Below are 19,094 nucleotides of genomic sequence, written 5' to 3'. Positions count from 1 at the left end.
ACCACCACCGACGCACCCAGCTCTGCGAGGTCTTCAGTCAACTCCCGTACGCCCGGGGCATCGTGACCCCGACGACTGAGCAGCACCAGGCTCCGCACACCATGCTGAGAGACGAGATGACGGGCGATCAACCCGCCCAGCGTCCCTGTGCCACCGGTGATCAACACCGCGCCGCCACCGAACGACACCCCCTCACCACCAGCAGCGTGCCGAACCAGACGAGGCACCAGCAACTCCCCGTCACGTACCGCCACTTCCCGCTCGTCCAGCGCCACAGCGGCCGTCCAGTCGCCCTCATCGACGTCCACCAGCGCGAACCGGCCCGGATGCTCCGTCGCAGCCGACCGCACCAACCCCCACACACCCGACGACCCCACATCCGACACACCACCCACACCCACACCCACCGCACCCCGCGTCACCACCACCAACCGCGAGACCGCCAAACGAGGCTCAGCCAACCACGCACGCAGGACGGCCAGAACCCGCACCGCAGCAGCATGCGCGACCGCCGCATCCGGGACAGCCTCCGCCATGCCCCCGACACACGGCAGCACAACCGTCGCAGGAACAGCAGCACCCGCATCCAACGCCGCCACCAAACCCGCAACGTCCGCATGACGCGCCGCCACCCGATCCACAGGCAACGACCCGAACGACTCCGCACCCAGCACCACAATGTCGGCCACCGGGACCTCAGCCGGCACCGCCACAGCCGCCGACACCCACTCGACGCGATACATGCCCCGCCCGATATCGCTCCGGGCCTCCTGGAACTCCTCGATCGAGACGGACCGGACCACCAACGAGTCGACGTTCATGACCAGTTGGCCCGTACGGTCGGCGAGTTCGACGGCGATCTCGTCGGGGCCGAGGTGAGCGAGCCGTACGCGCAGTGCGGTGGCGCCGGTCGCGGCCAGGGACACGCCGGCCCAGCGGCTCGGCAGCCGCAGCCGTCCTTCCTCGTCGCCTGTGAGGGCGACGCCGTGCAGCGCGGCGTCCAGCAGCGCCGGGTGGATGCCGAACCCGGACGGAATGTCCTCCCCCGGCGGCAGCGTGACGTCGGCATAGAGGTCGTCGCCGACGCGCCAGGCCGCCGACAGCCCGCGGAACAGACCGCCGTAGCCGTGCCCGGCCTCGGCGAGACCCTCGTAGAAGCCGTCGAGGTCGATCGGCCGCGCCCCGGCCGGCGGCCAGACCGCGAATCGGTCGTCGGCTTCCCGGCCCGCAGCGGAACCCGTTCGGGTCGCCAGTACGGCTGTGGCGTTCCGCGTCCAGGGCTCGGCGGAATCCGCGTCGGCCGGTCGCGAGTGGATGCTCAGGCCGTACGTCTCGGAGGTTTCTGCCTGTTCCACCCGGACCTGGACGCGTACGGCGCCATGCTCCGGGATCCGCAGTGGCGTCTCCATGACGAGTTCCTCGAGGACCTGGCAGCCCGTTTCGTCCGCGGCGCGGATCGCCACGTCGACGAGGGCCGCACCCGGCAACACCACCGATCCGGCGACCCGGTGCCCGTCCAGCCATGGGTGCGAGGAGAGGGAGAGCGAGCCGGTGAGGAGCAGGCCGTCGGAGTCCGCCAATCGCACCGCGGCACCCAGCAGCGGATGATCGGCCACGGCCAGACCGACCGCTGTGATGTCGCCTCCGGTCGAGGCACCGGTGACCGGCCAGTAGCGCCTGCGCTGGAAGACGTACGTCGGCAGGTCCACCGTCCCGGTGCCGGTCTCTGGCAGCAAGGGCCGCCAGTCCACCGGCAGCCCCGCGGTGAACGCTTCGGCGAGTGCGGTCATGAACCGGTCCGGACCGCCCTCGCCCCGACGCAGCGTGCCCAGGGCGACCGCGCGGGCGTCGGCGGAGTCGATGGTGTCCTCGATCGCCGTGGTCAGCACGGGGTGGGCGCTGGCCTCGACGAAGGCGTCGAAGCCCTGGGCCAGGAGCAGGCGGACGGTGTCTTCGAAGCGGACCGTCTGACGAAGATTCGTGTACCAGTACCCGGCGTCCAGAGCCGTCGTCTCCAGCCGCCCGGCCGTCACCGTCGAATAGAACGGAACCGTCGCCGACGTCGGCTCGATGCCCGCCAGATCCGACAACAGCCGCTCGCGGATCGACTCCACCTGCGCGGAGTGCGAGGCGTAGTCCACCGGAACCCGCCGCGCCCACACGCCCTGGGCCTCACAGGCCGCGAGCAGCTCGTCCAGCGCGCCGCTCTCACCCGCCACGGTCACCGACGACGGACCGTTCACCGCCGCCACCGACACCCGACCACCGAACTCCGCCAGCAACACCTCCACATCGGCCACCGGCAACGACACCGACGCCATGCCACCCGACCCGGCCAGCTCCAGAATCGCCCGACTCCGCAACGCCACGACCCGCGCCGCATCCCCCAACGACAGCGCCCCGGCCACGCACGCCGCCGCGATCTCGCCCTGCGAATGACCCACCACCGCCGCCGGCACCACACCCACCGACCGCCACAACTCCGCCAACGACACCATCACCGCCCACAACACCGGCTGCACCACGTCGACTTGGCCCAGCCACTCATCCGACCCCGAACGCAGAACACCCGTCAACGACCAGTCCACAAACGGCGCAAGCGCCTCCTCACACTCCCCCAACCGCACCCCGAACACCGACGACGACTCCAACAACTCCGCCGCCATCCCCACCCACTGCGACCCCTGCCCCGGAAACACCAACACCGGCCGACTCACCGAACGAGCCGACCCCGCCCCCAACGCCTCCAACCCCGACACCAACTCACCCCGACCCGCCGCCAGCACAACCCCCCGGCACTCCAACACCGACCGCCCACCGACCAGAGCACGCGCCACCCCCGCCAGATCGACGTCCTCCCGCCCCCCGACGAACCTCGCCAACCGCCCCGCCTGCGCCCGCAGCCCCGCCTCAGACCGCCCCGACACCACGAACGGCAGCGCCGCAGCCGGATCCCCGGTCGCCGCCGACGGCTGTACCGCCACCGGAGCCGCAGCCGCCTGCTCCAGCACCACATGGGCATTCGTACCGCTGATGCCGAACGACGAGACACCCGCCCGCCGCGGACGACCCGCGTCCGGCCACTCCCTCGCTTCCGTCAGCAGCTCCACCGCACCAGCCGACCAGTCCACGTGTGAAGACGGCGCGTCGACGTGCAAGGTGCGCGGCAGCAGGCCCTCGCGCAACGCCATGACCATCTTGATCACGCCGCCGACGCCCGAGGCGGCCTGCGCGTGGCCGAGGTTGGACTTCAACGACCCCAGGTACAGCGGCCGTTCGTCGGGACGGTCCTGGCCGTAGGTGTCGATGATCGCCTGCGCCTCGATCGGGTCGCCGAGCGTCGTGCCCGTGCCGTGGGCCTCCACGGCGTCGACATCGGTGGCCGACAGACCGGCGCTCGCCAGTGCCTGCCGGATCACCCGCTGCTGCGACGGACCGTTGGGCGCGGTCAGCCCGTTGCTCGCACCGTCCTGGTTCACCGCCGAGCCCCGGAGCACCGCGAATACCCGGTGGCCGTTGCGCTCGGCGTCCGACAACCGCTCCACCAGCAGCACGCCGACGCCCTCGGCCCATGCCGTCCCGTCGGCGCTGTCCGCGAACGCCTTGCAGCGGCCGTCGTCCGAGAGGCCGCGCTGACGGCTGAACTCGATGAACATCTCGGGGCTGGACATGACGGTCGCGCCGCCGGCCAGGGCCATCGTGCATTCGCCCCGGCGCAGGGCCTGGGCCGCCAGGTGCAGGGCGACGAGCGAGGAGGAGCACGCGGTGTCGACGGTGACCGCGGGGCCCTCGAAGCCGAAGGAGTAGGCCAGTCGGCCGGAGGCGACGCTGCCGGTGGTGCCGGTCAGGCGGTAGCCCTCGACCGGGTCCGCCGCACGGCTCAACAGTGGGCCGTAGTCCTGCGACACCGCGCCGATGAACACTCCGGTCGCGCTCGCCCTGAGCGGGGACGGGTCGATCCCGGCTCGTTCGAACGCCTCCCACGAGGTCTCGAGGAGGAGCCGCTGCTGGGGGTCCATGGCGAGCGCCTCGCGCGGGGAGATCCCGAAGAACTCGGCGTCGAAGTCGGCGACGGAGTCGAGGAATCCGCCGGTGCGGACGTAGGTCTTGCCCGAACTGTCGGGGTCGGGGTCGTAGATGCCGTCGAGGTCCCAGCCGCGGTCGGTCGGGAACGCGGTGATCGCGTCGCGGCCCTCGGCCACCAGGCGCCACAGGTCCTCGGGGGACTCGACTCCGCCCGGGAACCGGCACGCCATGCCGACGATCGCGATCGGCTCGTCCTGTCCGACCGCGGCGCCGGGCGCGGCCATGGCGGGCGGGGTCGCTGCGCGCCGGCCGAGGAGCCGGGACTTCAGGTGCCGCGCCATCGCGACGGGCGTCGGGTGATCGAAGGTGAGTGCGCCGGAGAGTTGCAGGGCGGTCGCGGCACCGAGCCGGTTGCGGAGTTCGACCGCGGCTAGGGAGTCGAATCCGGCGGCCTTGAAGGTCTGTTCCGGCCCGATCAGGTCGGCTGAGGTGTGGCCCAGCACCAGGGCGGCCTGCGTCCGCACCAGGTCGGTGAGCGTCTGGTCCTGTTCCGCCTCGGACAGCCCGGCCAGGCGCTGCGCCAGCGCCGACTCTCCGCCGGCCGCCGCAGCGACGGTCTGAGCCGCACGACGCAGCTGAGCCCGTATCAGACCGCGCAGCAGCGCGGGGGTCTGGCCTTGGACGGTCCGGGCGCTCTGGGCAGTCCGGGCGCTCTGGGCGGCTTGGGCTTGGAGTGCCGTGTGGTCGAGGCGGACGGCGGCGAGGTTCGCGTCGCCGACGTTCAGGGCGGCGTCGAGCAGCGCGAGCCCTTCGTCGGCCGTCATGGCGGCGATTCCGGAGCGGCGCATACGGGCCAGGTCCTGCCGACCGAGCTGTCCCGTCATACCGCTGGCCGGCTCCCACAGCCCCCAGGCCACAGAGGTGCCGGGGAGTCCGGCGTCCTGTCGGCGGGCGGCGAGCGCGTCCAGGAAGGTGTTCGCGGCGGCGTAGTTGGCCTGGCCCGGGGTGCCGAGCAGACCCGCGAAGGAAGAGAAGAGGACGAAGGCGGCCAGGTCGAGGCCGGCTGTCAGTTCGTGCAGGTTGACCGCTCCGTCGACCTTGGCCCGCAACACCCGCTCCAGCCGGTCCGGCGTCATCGCCTCGATCAGGCCGTCGTCCAGGACCCCCGCGGCATGCACGACGCCGGTGAGGGGGCGGTCGGCAGGGATACGTGCGAGCACGGCGGCCAGCGCCTCCCTGTCCGCCGCGTCACACGCCTCTACGGTGACGTCAGCGCCCAAGGCCGTGAGTTCCGCCGCCAGCTCGCCCGCGCCGGGCGCGTCCGGACCGCTACGGCTCAGCAACACCAGCCGACGGACGCCGTGCCCGGTGACCAGATGCCGGGCCACCAGGCCGCCCAGGGTGCCCGTGCCGCCGGTGATCAGGACCGTCCCGTCCGGGTCCAGCGGCCGGGGCATCCGCAGCACCAGCTTCCCCGTGTGCCTGGCCTGCGACATGAACCGGAACGCCTCCGGCGCCCGCCGCACATCGAACGACCGCACCGGCACCGGCACCAACACCCCCGACCCGAACAACGGCAACAGGTCGTCGAGCAGCGTCCGTATGCGCTCCGGAGCCAGCGTGATCAGGTCATACGGGAGATAGGCCGTCCCGCGATGCGCGGCACGGACCTCGTCCGGATCGCGCAGATCGGTCTTGCCCATCTCCAGCAACCGGCCGCCCTCGGCCAGCAACCGCAGCGAGGCGTCCACGAACTCCCCGGCCAGGGAGTTCAACACCACATCCACGCCCCGCCCACCACTGGCCGCCCGCACCCGCTCCTCGAAGTCGAGCGACCGCGAATCGGCGATATGAGCGTCATCCAGCCCCAGCGAACGCAGCGTGTCCCACTTGCCACGGCTCGCCGTCGCGAACACCTCGGCACCCAGATGCCGGGCGATCTGCACCGCGGCCATCCCCACACCACCCGCACCGGCATGGACCAGCACCGACTCACCCGCCCGCAGACCCCCCAACTCCACCAGCCCGTAATACGCCGTCAGGAACACCACCGGCACCGACGCCGCCTGCTCCCACGACCAACCGTCCGGAATCGGCGCCACCGTCCGCGCATCCGCCACGGCCAAGGGGCCGAACGACGCGAACATCCCGAACACCCGGTCCCCCACAGCGAGTCCGGTCACCCCCGGACCCACCTCGCACACCACGCCCGCGCCCTCGCCGCCCATCGACGCGGCACCCGGGTAGACGCCGAGCGCGATCAGCACATCCCGGAAGTTCAGTCCCGCCACCCGCACCGCCACCCGCACCTGCCCCACGCCCAACGGCTCCACCGCCTCGGGAGCCGCCCCCAACACCAGACCCTCCAACGTCCCCGACCCTGCCGACTCCAGTCGCCATACGTCCGACGACGGGACCAGCGTCCCGCTTCGGCCTGCACGGGTGAGCCTCGGCGCGAGGACGGCGCCGGCTCGCACGGCGACCTGGGTCTCACCGGCGGCCAGGGCGACGCGCGCCGCCTCCACCGGGTCCGCCGCATCGGCGTCGTCGTCCGGGTCGGCGTCGATCAGCAGGAACCGGTCCGGGTGCTCGCTCTGCGCGGACCGCACCAGACCCCACACCGGCGCGTGGACGAGGTCGGAGACCGGATCGCCGAGGGCCGTCGCGATCGCGCCGCGCGTCACGACGACGAAGCGCGCCGCGGTGTTCTCACCGGTCGTCGCCTCCGCGAGCCACCCCTGCAGCTCCGCCAGGAGCCGAACGGCCGCCTCCTCGGCAGCGCGCGCGAGGTTCTCGTCGTCCACCAGCGGCGACGTGCAGTAGTGGAAGGTCAGGTCGGTGTCGGTGTCGGTGTCGGTGAATTCGATCGGCGCGCTGTCCGACGTCGGCCGGGCGACCGGTGTCCAGACCACCGGGTACAGGGAGTCCGCCGCCGAGGAGGCGGAGACCAGCAGCTGTGCCGGGTCGGCCGTACGCAGTTCGAGAGCCTCCGCGGTGAGGACGGCCTGCCCGGTGACGTCAACCGCCTGGATCCCGATCGTGTCGACGTTTCCGTCGACCGGCGCCAGGCGAACCCGGAGCACGGCCGGCCCCGCCGCGTGCAGGGTCACGCCGTGCCAGGCGAAGGGCAGGCGCAGTGCCGGCTCCTCGCCTCGGGGTGCCGCGTCGAAGCCGGCTGCGACCAGAGCGTGGAGGGCGGCGTCGAGCAGGGCGGGGTGGACTCCGAATCGGCCTGCGTCGGCGGTCAGTTCCGTCGGAAGCCCGACCTCGGCGAACAACTCGCCGTCCACGCCCCGGTACAGCGCGCGCAGGCCCTGGAAGGCGGGCCCGTAGCCGTATCCCGCAGCCGCGGCACGGACGTAGAAGCCGTCGATGTCGACCGGCCGCGAGCCGACGGGAGGCCAGACGGCAAGTTCCACCACTGCCTCAGCCGCCCCAGCCGCCTCGGCCACCCCAGCCGTCTCGGCCGCGTCCTCGACGTCGTCGTCAGCGCTCTCGGCCAGGAAGCCGACGGCGTGGCAGGTCCACTCGCCGTCCTCCCCCGCCGCGTCGTCCCGGGAGTACACGCCCACCGGCCGACGGCCGTCCGCGCCCTGCGGCTCGACGTGCACCTGGAGGGCGAGGGCGCCCTGCCCAGGGATCACGAGCGGGGTCTGAAGCGTCAGTTCGTCCACGCGTCGGCAGCCCACCCGGTCGCCCGCCCGGACGGCCAGGTCGGCGAAGGCCGCCCCGGGCAGCAACACCCTCCCCGCGACAGCATGGTCACGCAGCCACGGCTGGGCCTGGAGTGAGATCCGCCCGGTCAGCATCACGCCGCCGCCGGTCCCGGCGAGGCGTACGGTCGCCCCGAGCAAGGGGTGCCCGGCAGCCACCAGCCCGAGCCCGGCGGCGTCGGCCGACGCGCCCACGGTGCCGTCGAGCCAGTAGTGCCGACGCTGGAAGGCGTACGTGGGCAGGTCGAGGTCGGGACGGGCGGTCGGCAGGGGCAGCGCGGACCAGTCGGTCGGGCAGCCGCGGGCATGTCCCAGGGCGAGGGCCGAAAGCAGCGATTCGCTCTCCCCGCGGCCGGCGCGCAGCACGGGGGCGGCCGCGACGTCGGGCACGGTCACCCCGGAGACGGTCGTGTCGGAAACCGTCGCGTCGGATACCGGGGTGCCGGTCTCGTGGACCAGGGCGCTCAGCGGGCCGTCCGGACCCAGCTCCAGAAACGTCTTGGTTCCGGCCGAGCGCAGGTACTGCACGCCGTCGGCGAAGCGCACGGCCTCACGGACCTGCCGTACCCAGTAGTCCGGGCTGCCCAACTCCTCGGCTCCGGCGGGCCGTCCGGTCAGGTCGGAGACGATCGTCAGCTCCGGCCGACCGAAGGTCACACCCTCCAGGACGGCGCGGAACTCGTCGAGCATCGGCTCCATACGGGCGGAGTGGAAAGCATGGCTGACCGTCAGCCGCTTGGTCTTGCGACCCCGCCCCGCGAACTCCGCCGCCACCCGCAGCACCGGCTCCTCATCACCGGACACCACCACGGACATCGGCCCATTGACCGCGGCGACACAGGCTGCGGGGACGTCGTCCAGGACCGCGCGGACCTCGTCCTCGTCCGCCTGCACTGCCACCATCGCGCCGCCCGCAGGCAGCGCCTGCATCAACCGCCCCCGCGCCGCCACGACAACCGCCGCATCCGCCAGCGACCACACCCCCGCCACATGCGCCGCCGCAAGCTCCCCGATCGAGTGCCCGAGGACGAAGTCGGGCCGCACTCCGAAGGACGCCACCAGCCGGAACAGCGCCACCTCTACCGCGAACAACGCGGCCTGCGTGAACACCGTCTCGTCCAGCAGCCCCGCCGTGCCCTCCGCACCCTCGGCACCCTCCGCACCCTCGGTCCCGAACACCACATCCCGCACCGAGTACGCGACATGCCCCGCCAACTGCCGGTCCAGCTCGAACACCGCCGCGTCGAACGCCGCCGCGAACACCGGGTAGACGTCATACAGCTCACGCCCCATCCCGACCCGCTGACTGCCCTGCCCGCTGAACAGGAAGGCGAGGTCTCCCGACCCGAGGACCGACCCGCGTACGACGCCCGTGCCGGGTACGCCGGTGGCGAGCGCGTCGAGTCCGGCCAGCAGGGCCGTGCGTGAGGAGCCGATCACCGCGGCACGCTCTTCGAGAGCCGCCCGTGAGGTGGCCAGTGCCGAGGCGACAGCGGTGAGATCGGCTTCGGGACGGTCGTGCAGGAACGTGGACAGGGCGGCCGCCTGAGCCCGGAGCGCGTCGTCCGACTTAGCCGAGAGCAACCAGGGCAGGACGCGCGCCGTGTCGCTCGTGCCGTCGCCGGTCTCCGTGAGCACCGGATCGGTTCCGCCGGTTCCCTGCTCCAGGACGACGTGCGCGTTGGTCCCGCTCGCGCCGAAGGACGAGACACCGGCCCGACGGAGACGGCCCGTCTCGGGCCACTCCCGCGCCTCGGTCAGCAACTCCACCGCACCCGCCGACCAGTCCACATGCGGGGACGGCTCGGTCACATGCAACGTCTGCGGCAACACACCCTCACGCATCGCCATCACCATCTTGATCACGCCCGCCACACCCGCAGCGGCCTGCGCATGACCGATGTTCGACTTCAACGACCCCAAATACAGCGGACGTTCACCAACGCCCCGCTCCTGCCCATAAGTCGCGATGATCGCCTGCGCCTCGATCGGGTCACCCAGCGTCGTACCCGTGCCGTGCGCCTCCACGGCATCGACATCCCGCTGTGTGAGGCCCGCGTTGGCGAGCGCCTGGCGGATGACCCGCTGCTGCGAGGGCCCGTTCGGCGCCGTCAGCCCATTGCTCGCACCGTCCTGGTTCACCGCCGTACCCCGCACCGTCGCCAGCACACGATGGCCGTTGCGCCGCGCATCGGACAGCCGCTCCACCAGCAGCACGCCGACACCCTCCGACCAGCCCGTCCCGTCCGCCGCAGCCGAGAACGCCTTGCAGCGCCCGTCCGCCGACAGACCACGCTGACGGCTGAACTCGACGAAGACCTCCGGCGTCGACATCACCGTCACACCGCCGGCCAGCGCGAGCGAGCACTCGCCGCTGCGCAGCGCCTGTACCGCCAGGTGGAGGCCCACCAAGGAGGAGGAGCACGCGGTGTCCACCGTGACCGCGGGGCCCTCGAAGCCGAAGGAGTACGAGAGTCGGCCCGAGGCGGCGCTGCCGGTGTTGCCCATCAGCAGGTAACCGTCGACGCCCTCGGGCACCTTCTGCATGCCCGACGCGTAGTCGTGGTACATGACGCCGACGAACACGCCGGTCCGGCTGCCGCGCAGAGTGGCCGGGTCGATCCCGGCCCGCTCCAGCACCTGCCAGGAGGTCTCGAGGAGCAGCCGCTGCTGCGGGTCCATCGCCAGCGCCTCACGGGGCGAGATCTCGAAGAATCCGGCGTCGAAGTCGCCCGCGTCGTGCAGGAACCCGCCCTCGCGGGTGTAGCTCTTCCCGGAGACCGCGGGGTCGGGGTCGTACAGGCCTTCCAGGTCCCATCCCCGGTTGGCGGGGAACGGCGAGACGGCGTCCCGGCCCTCGGCGACCAGGCGCCAGAGGTCCTCGGGCGACTCCACTCCGCCGGGGTAGCGGCACGCCATGCCGACGATCGCGATCGGTTCGTCGTCCACCGCCGCTCCGGCGTCGGCGGCGGAAGGCACCGTGTCGTCCTCGGCGCCGAGTAGTTCCTGACGGACCATGCGGAGCAGCGCGGTCGGCGTCGGGTGGTCGAAGACGAGCGTGGCGGGCAGCCGCAGTCCGGTCGCCGTGTTCAGCCGATTGCGCAGGTCGAGTCCGGTGAGGGAGTCGAAGCCGAGGGACTTGAACGTGGCGGACAGGTCGACGTCGTCGCCCGTGGCCAGGCCGAGCACGGCCGCCACCTGTTCGCGGACCGCGTCCGTCAGAGCGCGTTCCCGCTCCGCCGCCGACGCCGTGGCCAGCCTCTGGGCGAGGGCGGATCGCTCCTGTCCGGCAGCCGCGGGCGCGCTGCTCGCGGTACGGCGCGGCGGTGTGGGGACGACACCGCTGAGCATCCCGGTCAGCGCGCCCTCCCCGGCGCGAACGCGGAGTGCGGGAAGGTCCAACGCAACGGGCACCAGCAGCGGTTCGGCGGACGCGAGTGCCGCGTCGAAGAGGTGCAGGCCCTGCTCCGAGGCGAGTTGCCCGACGCCGAGCCGGCTCATCCGCTGCCGGTCGACCGTGCTCATCGCACCGGTCATCCCGCTCGCCTCGGCCCACAGTCCCCAGGCGATGGAGGTGGCGGGCAGTCCGTCGGCACGGCGGACCTGCGCGAGCGCGTCCAAGTAGGTGTTGGCCGCCGCGTAGTTCGCCTGACCGGGGCCGCCGAGGATCCCCGAGACGGAGGAGAACAGAACAAACGCGGCGAGGTCCAGGTCACGCGTCAGCTCATGGAGATTGACGGCGCCGTCCACCTTCGCCCGCAACACACTGTGCAGCCGTTCACCGGTCATGGCCTCCACCAGACCGTCGTCGAGCAGACCGGCGGCATGCACGACACCGCTCAACGAGCCCCTGACCCGCTCCAGCACACCGGACAACACCTCCCGGTCGGCAGCGTCACCCGCCTCCACCACCACCGACGCGCCCAACCCCGCAAGCTCCTGCGTCAACTCGCTCACGCCCGGCGCATCCTGGCCCCGACGGCTGAGCAGCACCAGGCTGCGCACACCATGCCGGGAGACAAGATGACGGGCGATCAACCTGCCCAGCGTCCCTGTGCCACCGGTGATCAACACCGCGCCGTCACCGAAGGACGCCTTCTCGCCACCAGCGGCGTGCCGGACCAGCCGCGGCACCAGCAACTCCCCGTCGCGCACCGCCACTTCCCGCTCGCCTACCGCCAGAGCCTGCGGCACAGCGGCCGTCCAGTCGTCCTCGTCGACGTCCACCAGCATCAGGCGGTCCGGGTGCTCCGTCGCGGCCGACCGCACCAAGCCCCATACCGCGGCCGCGTCCAGCCCCGCCAATCCTGCGCCGGTGCCCGTGCCGACGGCGCCCCGGGTCACCACCACCAACCGCGAGCCGGTGAATCGGTCGTCGCCCAACCACTCACGCACCACGGCCAGCACACCGGCCGCCGTCCGATGGACCGAGGCGGCATGGTCGTGCCGCGGTCCCGGTTCGACGGGGCAGGGCAGGACGACCGCCTCGGGTACGCCGACTTCGGCCACCGCGTCCAGGTCGGGGTTGCCGGGGTCGAGCGTCTCGACCCGACCGGTGAAGGCCGCGCCGATCGGGCGGGCCGGAATCCACTGGACGCGGAACAGGCCGTCCGCCGGGGTGGGGCGCGCTGCGCTGAGCGCTTCGGCGGCGATCGGGCGCAGGGTCAACGAGTCGACGGACGCCACCGGCTGCCCCGCCGCGTCGGCCAGCGTCAGGCGGACCGCGTCCGGACCGACGGGCGACAGCCGCACCCGAAGCTGGGCGGCGGCGCCGGCGTGAAGGGTCAGCCCCTTGAAGACGAACGGCAGACGCACCTCGTCCGCCGTGCCTTCCTCGCGCTGAGGAAGAACGGCGTGCAGCGCGGCGTCCAGCAACGCGGGGTGCAGCCCGAAGCGGGCCGCGCTCGGTACCAGGTCCTCGGGCAGCGCAACCTCGGCGAACAGCTCGTCACCGGCGCGCCAAGCCGCACGCAGCCCCTGGAACGCGGCTCCGTACCCGTACCCGGTCCGCAGCAGGTCCGGGTAGAGCGTGTCGAGGTCCACCGGCTCCGCACCGGGCGGCGGCCAGGCTCCCGCGGCGAAGGACGCGTCCCCCGTGGAATCGAGTGCGGAGTCATGCTCGGAGAGGGTTCCGGCAGCGTGCCGGGTCCAGCCAGGGCCCGCCGATTCGTCGGCGTCCCGTGAGAACACGCTGACCGTCCGGGACCCGTCGGGCTCCGCCGCCCCGACCACGACCTGGAGCTGCACTCCGCCGTGCTCGGGCAGCACCAACGGTGCTTCCAGGGCGAGTTCGTCGACGCGTCCGCACCCCACCTCGTCGCCGGCGCGTACCGCCAGCTCCACGAGGGCCGCACCCGGCAGCAGGACGGTCCCGGCCACCCGGTGATCCCCGAGCCAGGGGTGCGAGGACAGCGACAGCCGTCCGGTCAGTACGACCCCCTGCCCGCCACCGAGTTCCACGGCCGCGCCCAGCAGCGGATGGCCCGCCTCGGCCAGCCCCAGCCCACGCGCATCCCCGGCCGGAGCCGTGCGCTCCAGCCAGTACCTCTGGTGCTGGAAGGCGTAGGTCGGCAGGTCGACGGCGGCACCGGCAGCGCCGTCGCCCAGGAGCGGCGACCAGTCGACGGAGAGGCCGTTGACGTATGCCTCGGCAAGTGCGGCGGTGAAGCGGTCCAGGCCGCCCTCGCCCCGACGCAGCGTGCCCAGCACCACCGCGTCGGCCTCCACCGCCTCAACCGTGCTCTCGATCGGCGTGGTGAGGACGGGGTGGGCGCTGGCCTCGACGAACGCATCGAAGCCCTGGGCCAGGAGCAGGCGGACGGTGTCCTCGAAGCGGACCGTCTGACGAAGATTCGTGTACCAGTACCCGGCGTCCAGAACGGTCGTCTCCAGCCGCCCTGCCGTCACCGTCGAATAGAACGGAACCGTCGCCGACGTCGGCTCGATGCCCGCCAGATCCGACAACAGCCGCTCGCGAATCGACTCCACCTGCGCCGAGTGCGACGCGTAGTCCACCGGAACCCGCCGCGCCCACACGTCCTGGGCCTCACAGGCCGCCAGCAACTCGTCCAACGCGGCGTCCTCACCCGCCACCGTCACCGACGACGGACCGTTCACCGCCGCCACCGACACCCGACCACCGAACTCCGCCAGCAACACCTCCACATCGGCCACGGGCAACGACACCGACGCCATACCACCCGACCCGGCCAGCTCCAGAATCGCCCGACTCCGCAACGCCACGACCCGCGCCGCATCCCCCAACGACAGCGCCCCGGCCACGCAGGCCGCCGCGATCTCCCCCTGGGAGTGACCCACCACCGCCGCCGGCTCCACACCCACCGACCGCCACAACTCCGCCAACGACACCATCACCGCCCACAACACCGGCTGCACCACGTCGACTTGGCCCAGCCACTCATCCGACCCCGAACGCACAACCTCGCTCAACGACCAGTCCACGAACGGCGCGAGCGCCTCCTCACACTCCCCCAACCGCACCCCGAACACCGACGACGACTCCAACAACTCCGCCGCCATCCCCACCCACTGCGACCCCTGCCCCGGAAACACCAACACCGGCCGCCGCCCGACAGGAGCAACCCCGCGCACCACCCCCGTCGCAGACTCCCCCGCCCCCAACGCCTCCAGCCCAGCCGCCAACTCACCCCGGCCCGCCGCCAGCACGACACCCCGGTGCTCCAACGCCGACCGCGACGCCACCAGCGCCGACGCCACCGCCGTCAAGGGAAAGTCGGGCTCGTCCCGCATGAACTGGGACAGTCGTGCCGCCTGTGCTCGTAAGCCGGACTCGCTCCGGCCGGAGACGAAGAACGGAAGCAGAGCGGCCGACGGGTCCGTGGGCGTGGGCTCGGTGGGCGCGGGCTCCGGTTCCATCTGCTCGATGATCACGTGGGCGTTGGTCCCGCTGATCCCGAAGGACGAGACGCCCGCCCGCCGCGGACGGCCCGCGTCCGGCCACTCCCTCGCCTCGGTGAGCAGTTCCACCGCCCCCGCCGACCAGTCCACGTGCGGGGACGGTTCGCTCACGTGCAACGTCTGCGGCAACACGCCCTCACGCATCGCCATCACCATCTTGATGACGCCCGCCACACCCGCAGCGGCCTGCGCATGACCGATGTTCGACTTCAACGACCCCACAAACAGCGGCTGTTCGCCAGCTCCCCGCTCCTGCCCGTAGGTCGCGATGATCGCCTGCGCCTCGATCGGGTCGCCGAGCGTCGTGCCCGTCCCGTGCGCCTCCACGGCGTCCACGTCGGCGGCCGACAGACCGGCACTCGCCAGCGCCTGCCGGATCACCCGCTGCTGCGACGGACCGTTCGGCGCCGTCAGCCCATTGCTCGCGCCATCCTGGTTCACCGCCGTACCCCGCACCGTCGCCAGCACCCGATGACCGTGCCGCCGCGCGTCCGACAGCCGTTCCACCAGCAGCACTCCGACGCCCTCCGACCAGCCCGTCCCGTCCGCCGCCGCCGAGAACGCCTTGCAGCGCCCGTCCGCCGACAGCCCCCGCTGTCGGCTGAACTCGACGAACATGCCGGGGGTGGACATCACCGTCACGCCGCCGGCCAGCGCCAGCGAGCACTCGCCGCCGCGGAGCGCCTGGACGGCGAGGTGCAGGCTCACCAGGGACGACGAGCATGCCGTGTCCACCGTCACCGCGGGGCCCTCGAAGCCGAACGTATAGGCCAGTCGGCCGGAGACGACGCTGCCGGTGGTGCCGGTGAGCAGGTAGCCCTCGGAGCCGCCCGCGCTCTCGTCGAGCCGCGCGCCGTAGTCCGTGTTCATCGCGCCGACGAACACGCCGGTGCGGCTGCCGCGCAGCCCGGCCGGATCGATCCCGGCCCGCTCGAACGCCTCCCACGACGTCTCGAGCAGCAACCGCTGCTGCGGATCCATGGCCAGCGCCTCACGCGGCGATATCCCGAAGAAGCCGGCGTCAAAGCCGGCGACGCCGGACAGGAAGCCGCCGTGCCGGGTGTAACTGGTGCCCGATTTCCCGGATCCGGTGCCGGAGCCGGTGCTGGAGCCGGTGCTGGAGCCGGTGCCGGTGCTGGAGCCGGTGCCGGTGCTGGAGCCGGGGTCGAGGTCTGGGTCGTACAGCCCCTCCAGGTCCCAGCCGCGGTCGTCGGGGAACGGCACGATGGCGTCGCCGCCCGCTGCCACCAGGCGCCACAGTTCCTCGGGCGAGCCGATGCCGCCGGGCAGTCGGCAGGCCATCCCGACGATGGCGATCGGGTCGTCGTCGGCCGGCCGGGTGGTCGCGGACGGCAGAGCGGTCGGTTCCGTCGCGGGTCGGTCGGTGTCCGTGTCGACGAGCAACTCGGCGAGGTGCCCTGCGACGGCGATCGGGGTCGGGTGGTCGTAGGCGAGCGTGGTCGGCAGGTGGAGACCGGTGTCGGTGTTGATCCGGTTGCGGAACTCGACGGCGCTCGGCGAGTCCAGGCCCAGGTCCTTGAACGTCTGCTCGCCGTCGGCGGGGCTGAGTGCGGCGCGGCCCAGGACCGTCGCGGCGTGCGCGAACGTCAGGTCGCGTACGGCCTGCTCGCGCTCCTCCCGGGACAGCCCGACGAGGCGCCCGGCCAGGACGGAGCGTTCCTGGCCGGTGTCGGCGGCGGACGCGTCGGGCGTGCTGCCCAGCCAGTGGCGTTCGCGCTGGAACGCGTACGTGGGCAGGTCGACCCGGTGTGCCCCGGCCGGCAGTGCCTGCTGCCAGTCGACGGTGACCCCGCGGACGTGCGCTTCGGCCAGCGCCGTGCGGAAGCGCTCGAAGCCGCCCTGGTGGCGACGCAGCGTCCCGAACGCGTCGGCGTCCGCCCCGGCGTCCTCGATGGTCTCCAGGATGCCGGTGATCAGGACGGGGTGGGCGCTGGACTCGACGAAGACGTCGTGGCCCTGGTCGAGGAGGGTCCGTACGGCGTCCTCGAAGCGGACGGTCTGGCGCAGGTTGGTGTACCAGTACTCGGCGTCGAGGGCGGTGGTGTCCAGCAGCGCGCCGGTCACCGACGAGCAGAAGGGGATCCGGGACGGGCGCGGCTCGATGCCGGCCAGGGCGCGCACCAGGGACTTGCGGAGCCGGGTGATCTGGGTGGAGTGGGAGGCGTAGTCGACGGCGACGCGCCGGGCCCAGGTGCCCTGTGCTTCGCAGATGGCGAGGAGTTCGTCCAGCGCGCCCTGCTCGCCGGAGACGACGACGGACGCCGGGCTGTTGACCGCGGCGACCGACAGCCGCTTCTTGAACGGTGCGATCAGTTCGGCGATCCGGTCGACGGAGACGCCGACCGATGCCATTCCGCCCCGGCCGGCCAGGGCGAGGATGGCTCGGCTGCGCAGTGCGACGACCTTCGCGCCGTCCTCCAGTGAGAGCGCCCCGGCGACGCACGCGGCCGCGATCTCGCCCTGGGAGTGGCCCACCACGGCGGCGGGCCGCACACCGAAGGACTCCCAGAGCCCGGCGAGCGAGACCATCACCGCCCAGAGCACGGGCTGTACGACGTCGACGCGGTCGAGCCACTCCTCGGACTCCGAGCGCAGGACGTCGGTCAACGACCAGTCGACGTGCGGCGCGAGTGCCGTCTCGCAGGCGGCGATCCGCTCGGCGAAGACAGAGGCGGAGTCCAGCAGGCCTGCGGCCATGCCGAGCCACTGCGAGCCCTGGCCGGGGAACACGAGCACCGTCCGGCCGTCGGCTCGGGACGCTCCGGTCACCACGCCCGGGGCGGGTTCTCCGGCGGCGAGCGCGCTCAGGCCGTCGGCCAGTTCGGCTCGGTCCACGGCGATCACCACACTGCGGTGGGCGAGTCGGGAGCGTGCCGACAGGAGCGAGTGGGCCAGGTCGGGCAGAGCGAGTTCCGGCCGGTCGGTGATGAACCGGGCGAGCCGGGCGGCCTGGGCTCGCAGCGCCCGGTCGGTGTGACCGGAGAGGAGCAAGGGGAGCGCCCTGGGCGACGGCGCTTCACTCCCGGTCCCGGTCCCGGGATCGCCGAAGCCAACGCCAACGGCTTCGGCTTCGGCTTCGGCTTCGGCCACCACGATGTGGCAGTTGGTCCCGCCCATGCCGAACGAGCTCACGCCTGCGATTCGGGGCCCGTCAGGGTCTCCCGCGGCGGGCCACTCCGCCAGCTCGGTCTGCACCCTCAGGCGCAGTTCGGCCAGCGGGATGTCGGGGTTCGGCTGCTCGTAGTTGAGGCTGGCCGGGATCTCCCTGTGGGAGACCGCCAGGGCGGCCTTGATCAGGCCGATCACCCCGGCCGCCGCCTCCAGGTGTCCGACGTTGGTCTTCGCGGAGCCCACCGACAGCGGCCGGTCGGCGTCCCGGGCGGCGCCGAGGACGGCGCCCAGCGCGGTGGCCTCGACCGGGTCGCCGAGCCGGGTGCCGGTGCCGTGCAGTTCGACGTAGCCGACCCTGGCCGGGTCCACGTCCGCCTGTTCGTACGCCCGGCGCAGCACGTCCTGCTGGGCGGCGGCGCTGGGTGCGGTCAGCGTCTCGCCGCCGCCGTCGTTGTTGACGGCGCTGCCGCGCAGGACGCAGTGGACGCGGTCGCCGTCCGCGAGGGCGCGGCGCAGCGGCTTGAGCACCACTACGGCGCCGCCCTCGCCGCGGACGTAGCCGTTGGCCCTGGCGTCGAAGGTGTAGCAGCGGCCGTCCGGGGACAGTGCGCCGAAGCGCTCCATGCGGGCGGTGGACTGCGGGGTCAGGACCAGGTTCACGCCTCCGGCCAGGGCCGTCTCCGACTCGCCGGAGCGCAGGCTCTCGCAGGCCATGTGCACGGCGACCAGGGAGGAGGACTGGCCGGTGTCGACGGTCAGGCTGGGGCCGCCGGCGCGCAGGAAGTAGGAGACGCGGTTGGCGATGATGCTGCGGTGCAGGCCGGTGGTGCTGTGGGAGGTCACCGCCTCGGGGCCGTCGGCCTGGAGCAGCAGCGAGTAGTCGTCGGAGAAGGCGCCGACGAACACTCCGGTGCGGGTGCCGGCGAGGGTGGCGGGCACGGTGCCCGCGTCCTCGAGTGCCTCCCAGCTCAGTTCCAGCATCAGTCGCTGGTGGGGGTCCATGGCGGCGGCCTCGCGCCCGGAGATGCCGAAGAAGGCGGGGTCGAAGCCGTCGACCGAGGCGAGGAAGGAGCCCTGGCCCGAGACGCCGCCGATGCCCGGGCGGTCCGCTGCGGGCGGTGCGACGGTGTGGGCGCCGTCGCGCAGGAGCCGCCAGAAGTCCGACGGGTCGTTCACCCCAGGCAGTCGGCATGACATGCCGATGACGGCGATCGGCTCGTGGCGGGCCGGACCGGAGGCCCGGTGCGTGGACGGGTCGATGCCGGAGCGGTCCCCACGTGCCAT

Annotated in this window: 1 protein-coding gene (running past one end of the window); it reads right to left on the bottom strand. The window is 72.5% G+C overall.

What is annotated here, in order from left to right; all coding sequences use genetic code 11:
• Positions 1–19,094, bottom strand: partial view of an SDR family NAD(P)-dependent oxidoreductase gene (locus ABZ725_RS28145; protein WP_358805336.1) — the 5' portion only. The gene continues 19,276 nt to the left of window position 1, outside the view; 19,094 of the gene's 38,370 nt are visible here — the first part of the coding sequence; the start codon lies at positions 19,092–19,094; its stop codon lies beyond the left edge, outside the window.

The sequence above is a fragment of the Streptomyces sp. NPDC006872 genome (assembly GCF_040635845.1).
Lineage (GTDB): Bacteria > Actinomycetota > Actinomycetes > Streptomycetales > Streptomycetaceae > Streptomyces.
The sequence above is the reverse complement of the archived record's forward strand: the minus strand, read 5'-3'. Positions and strand labels throughout refer to the sequence as shown.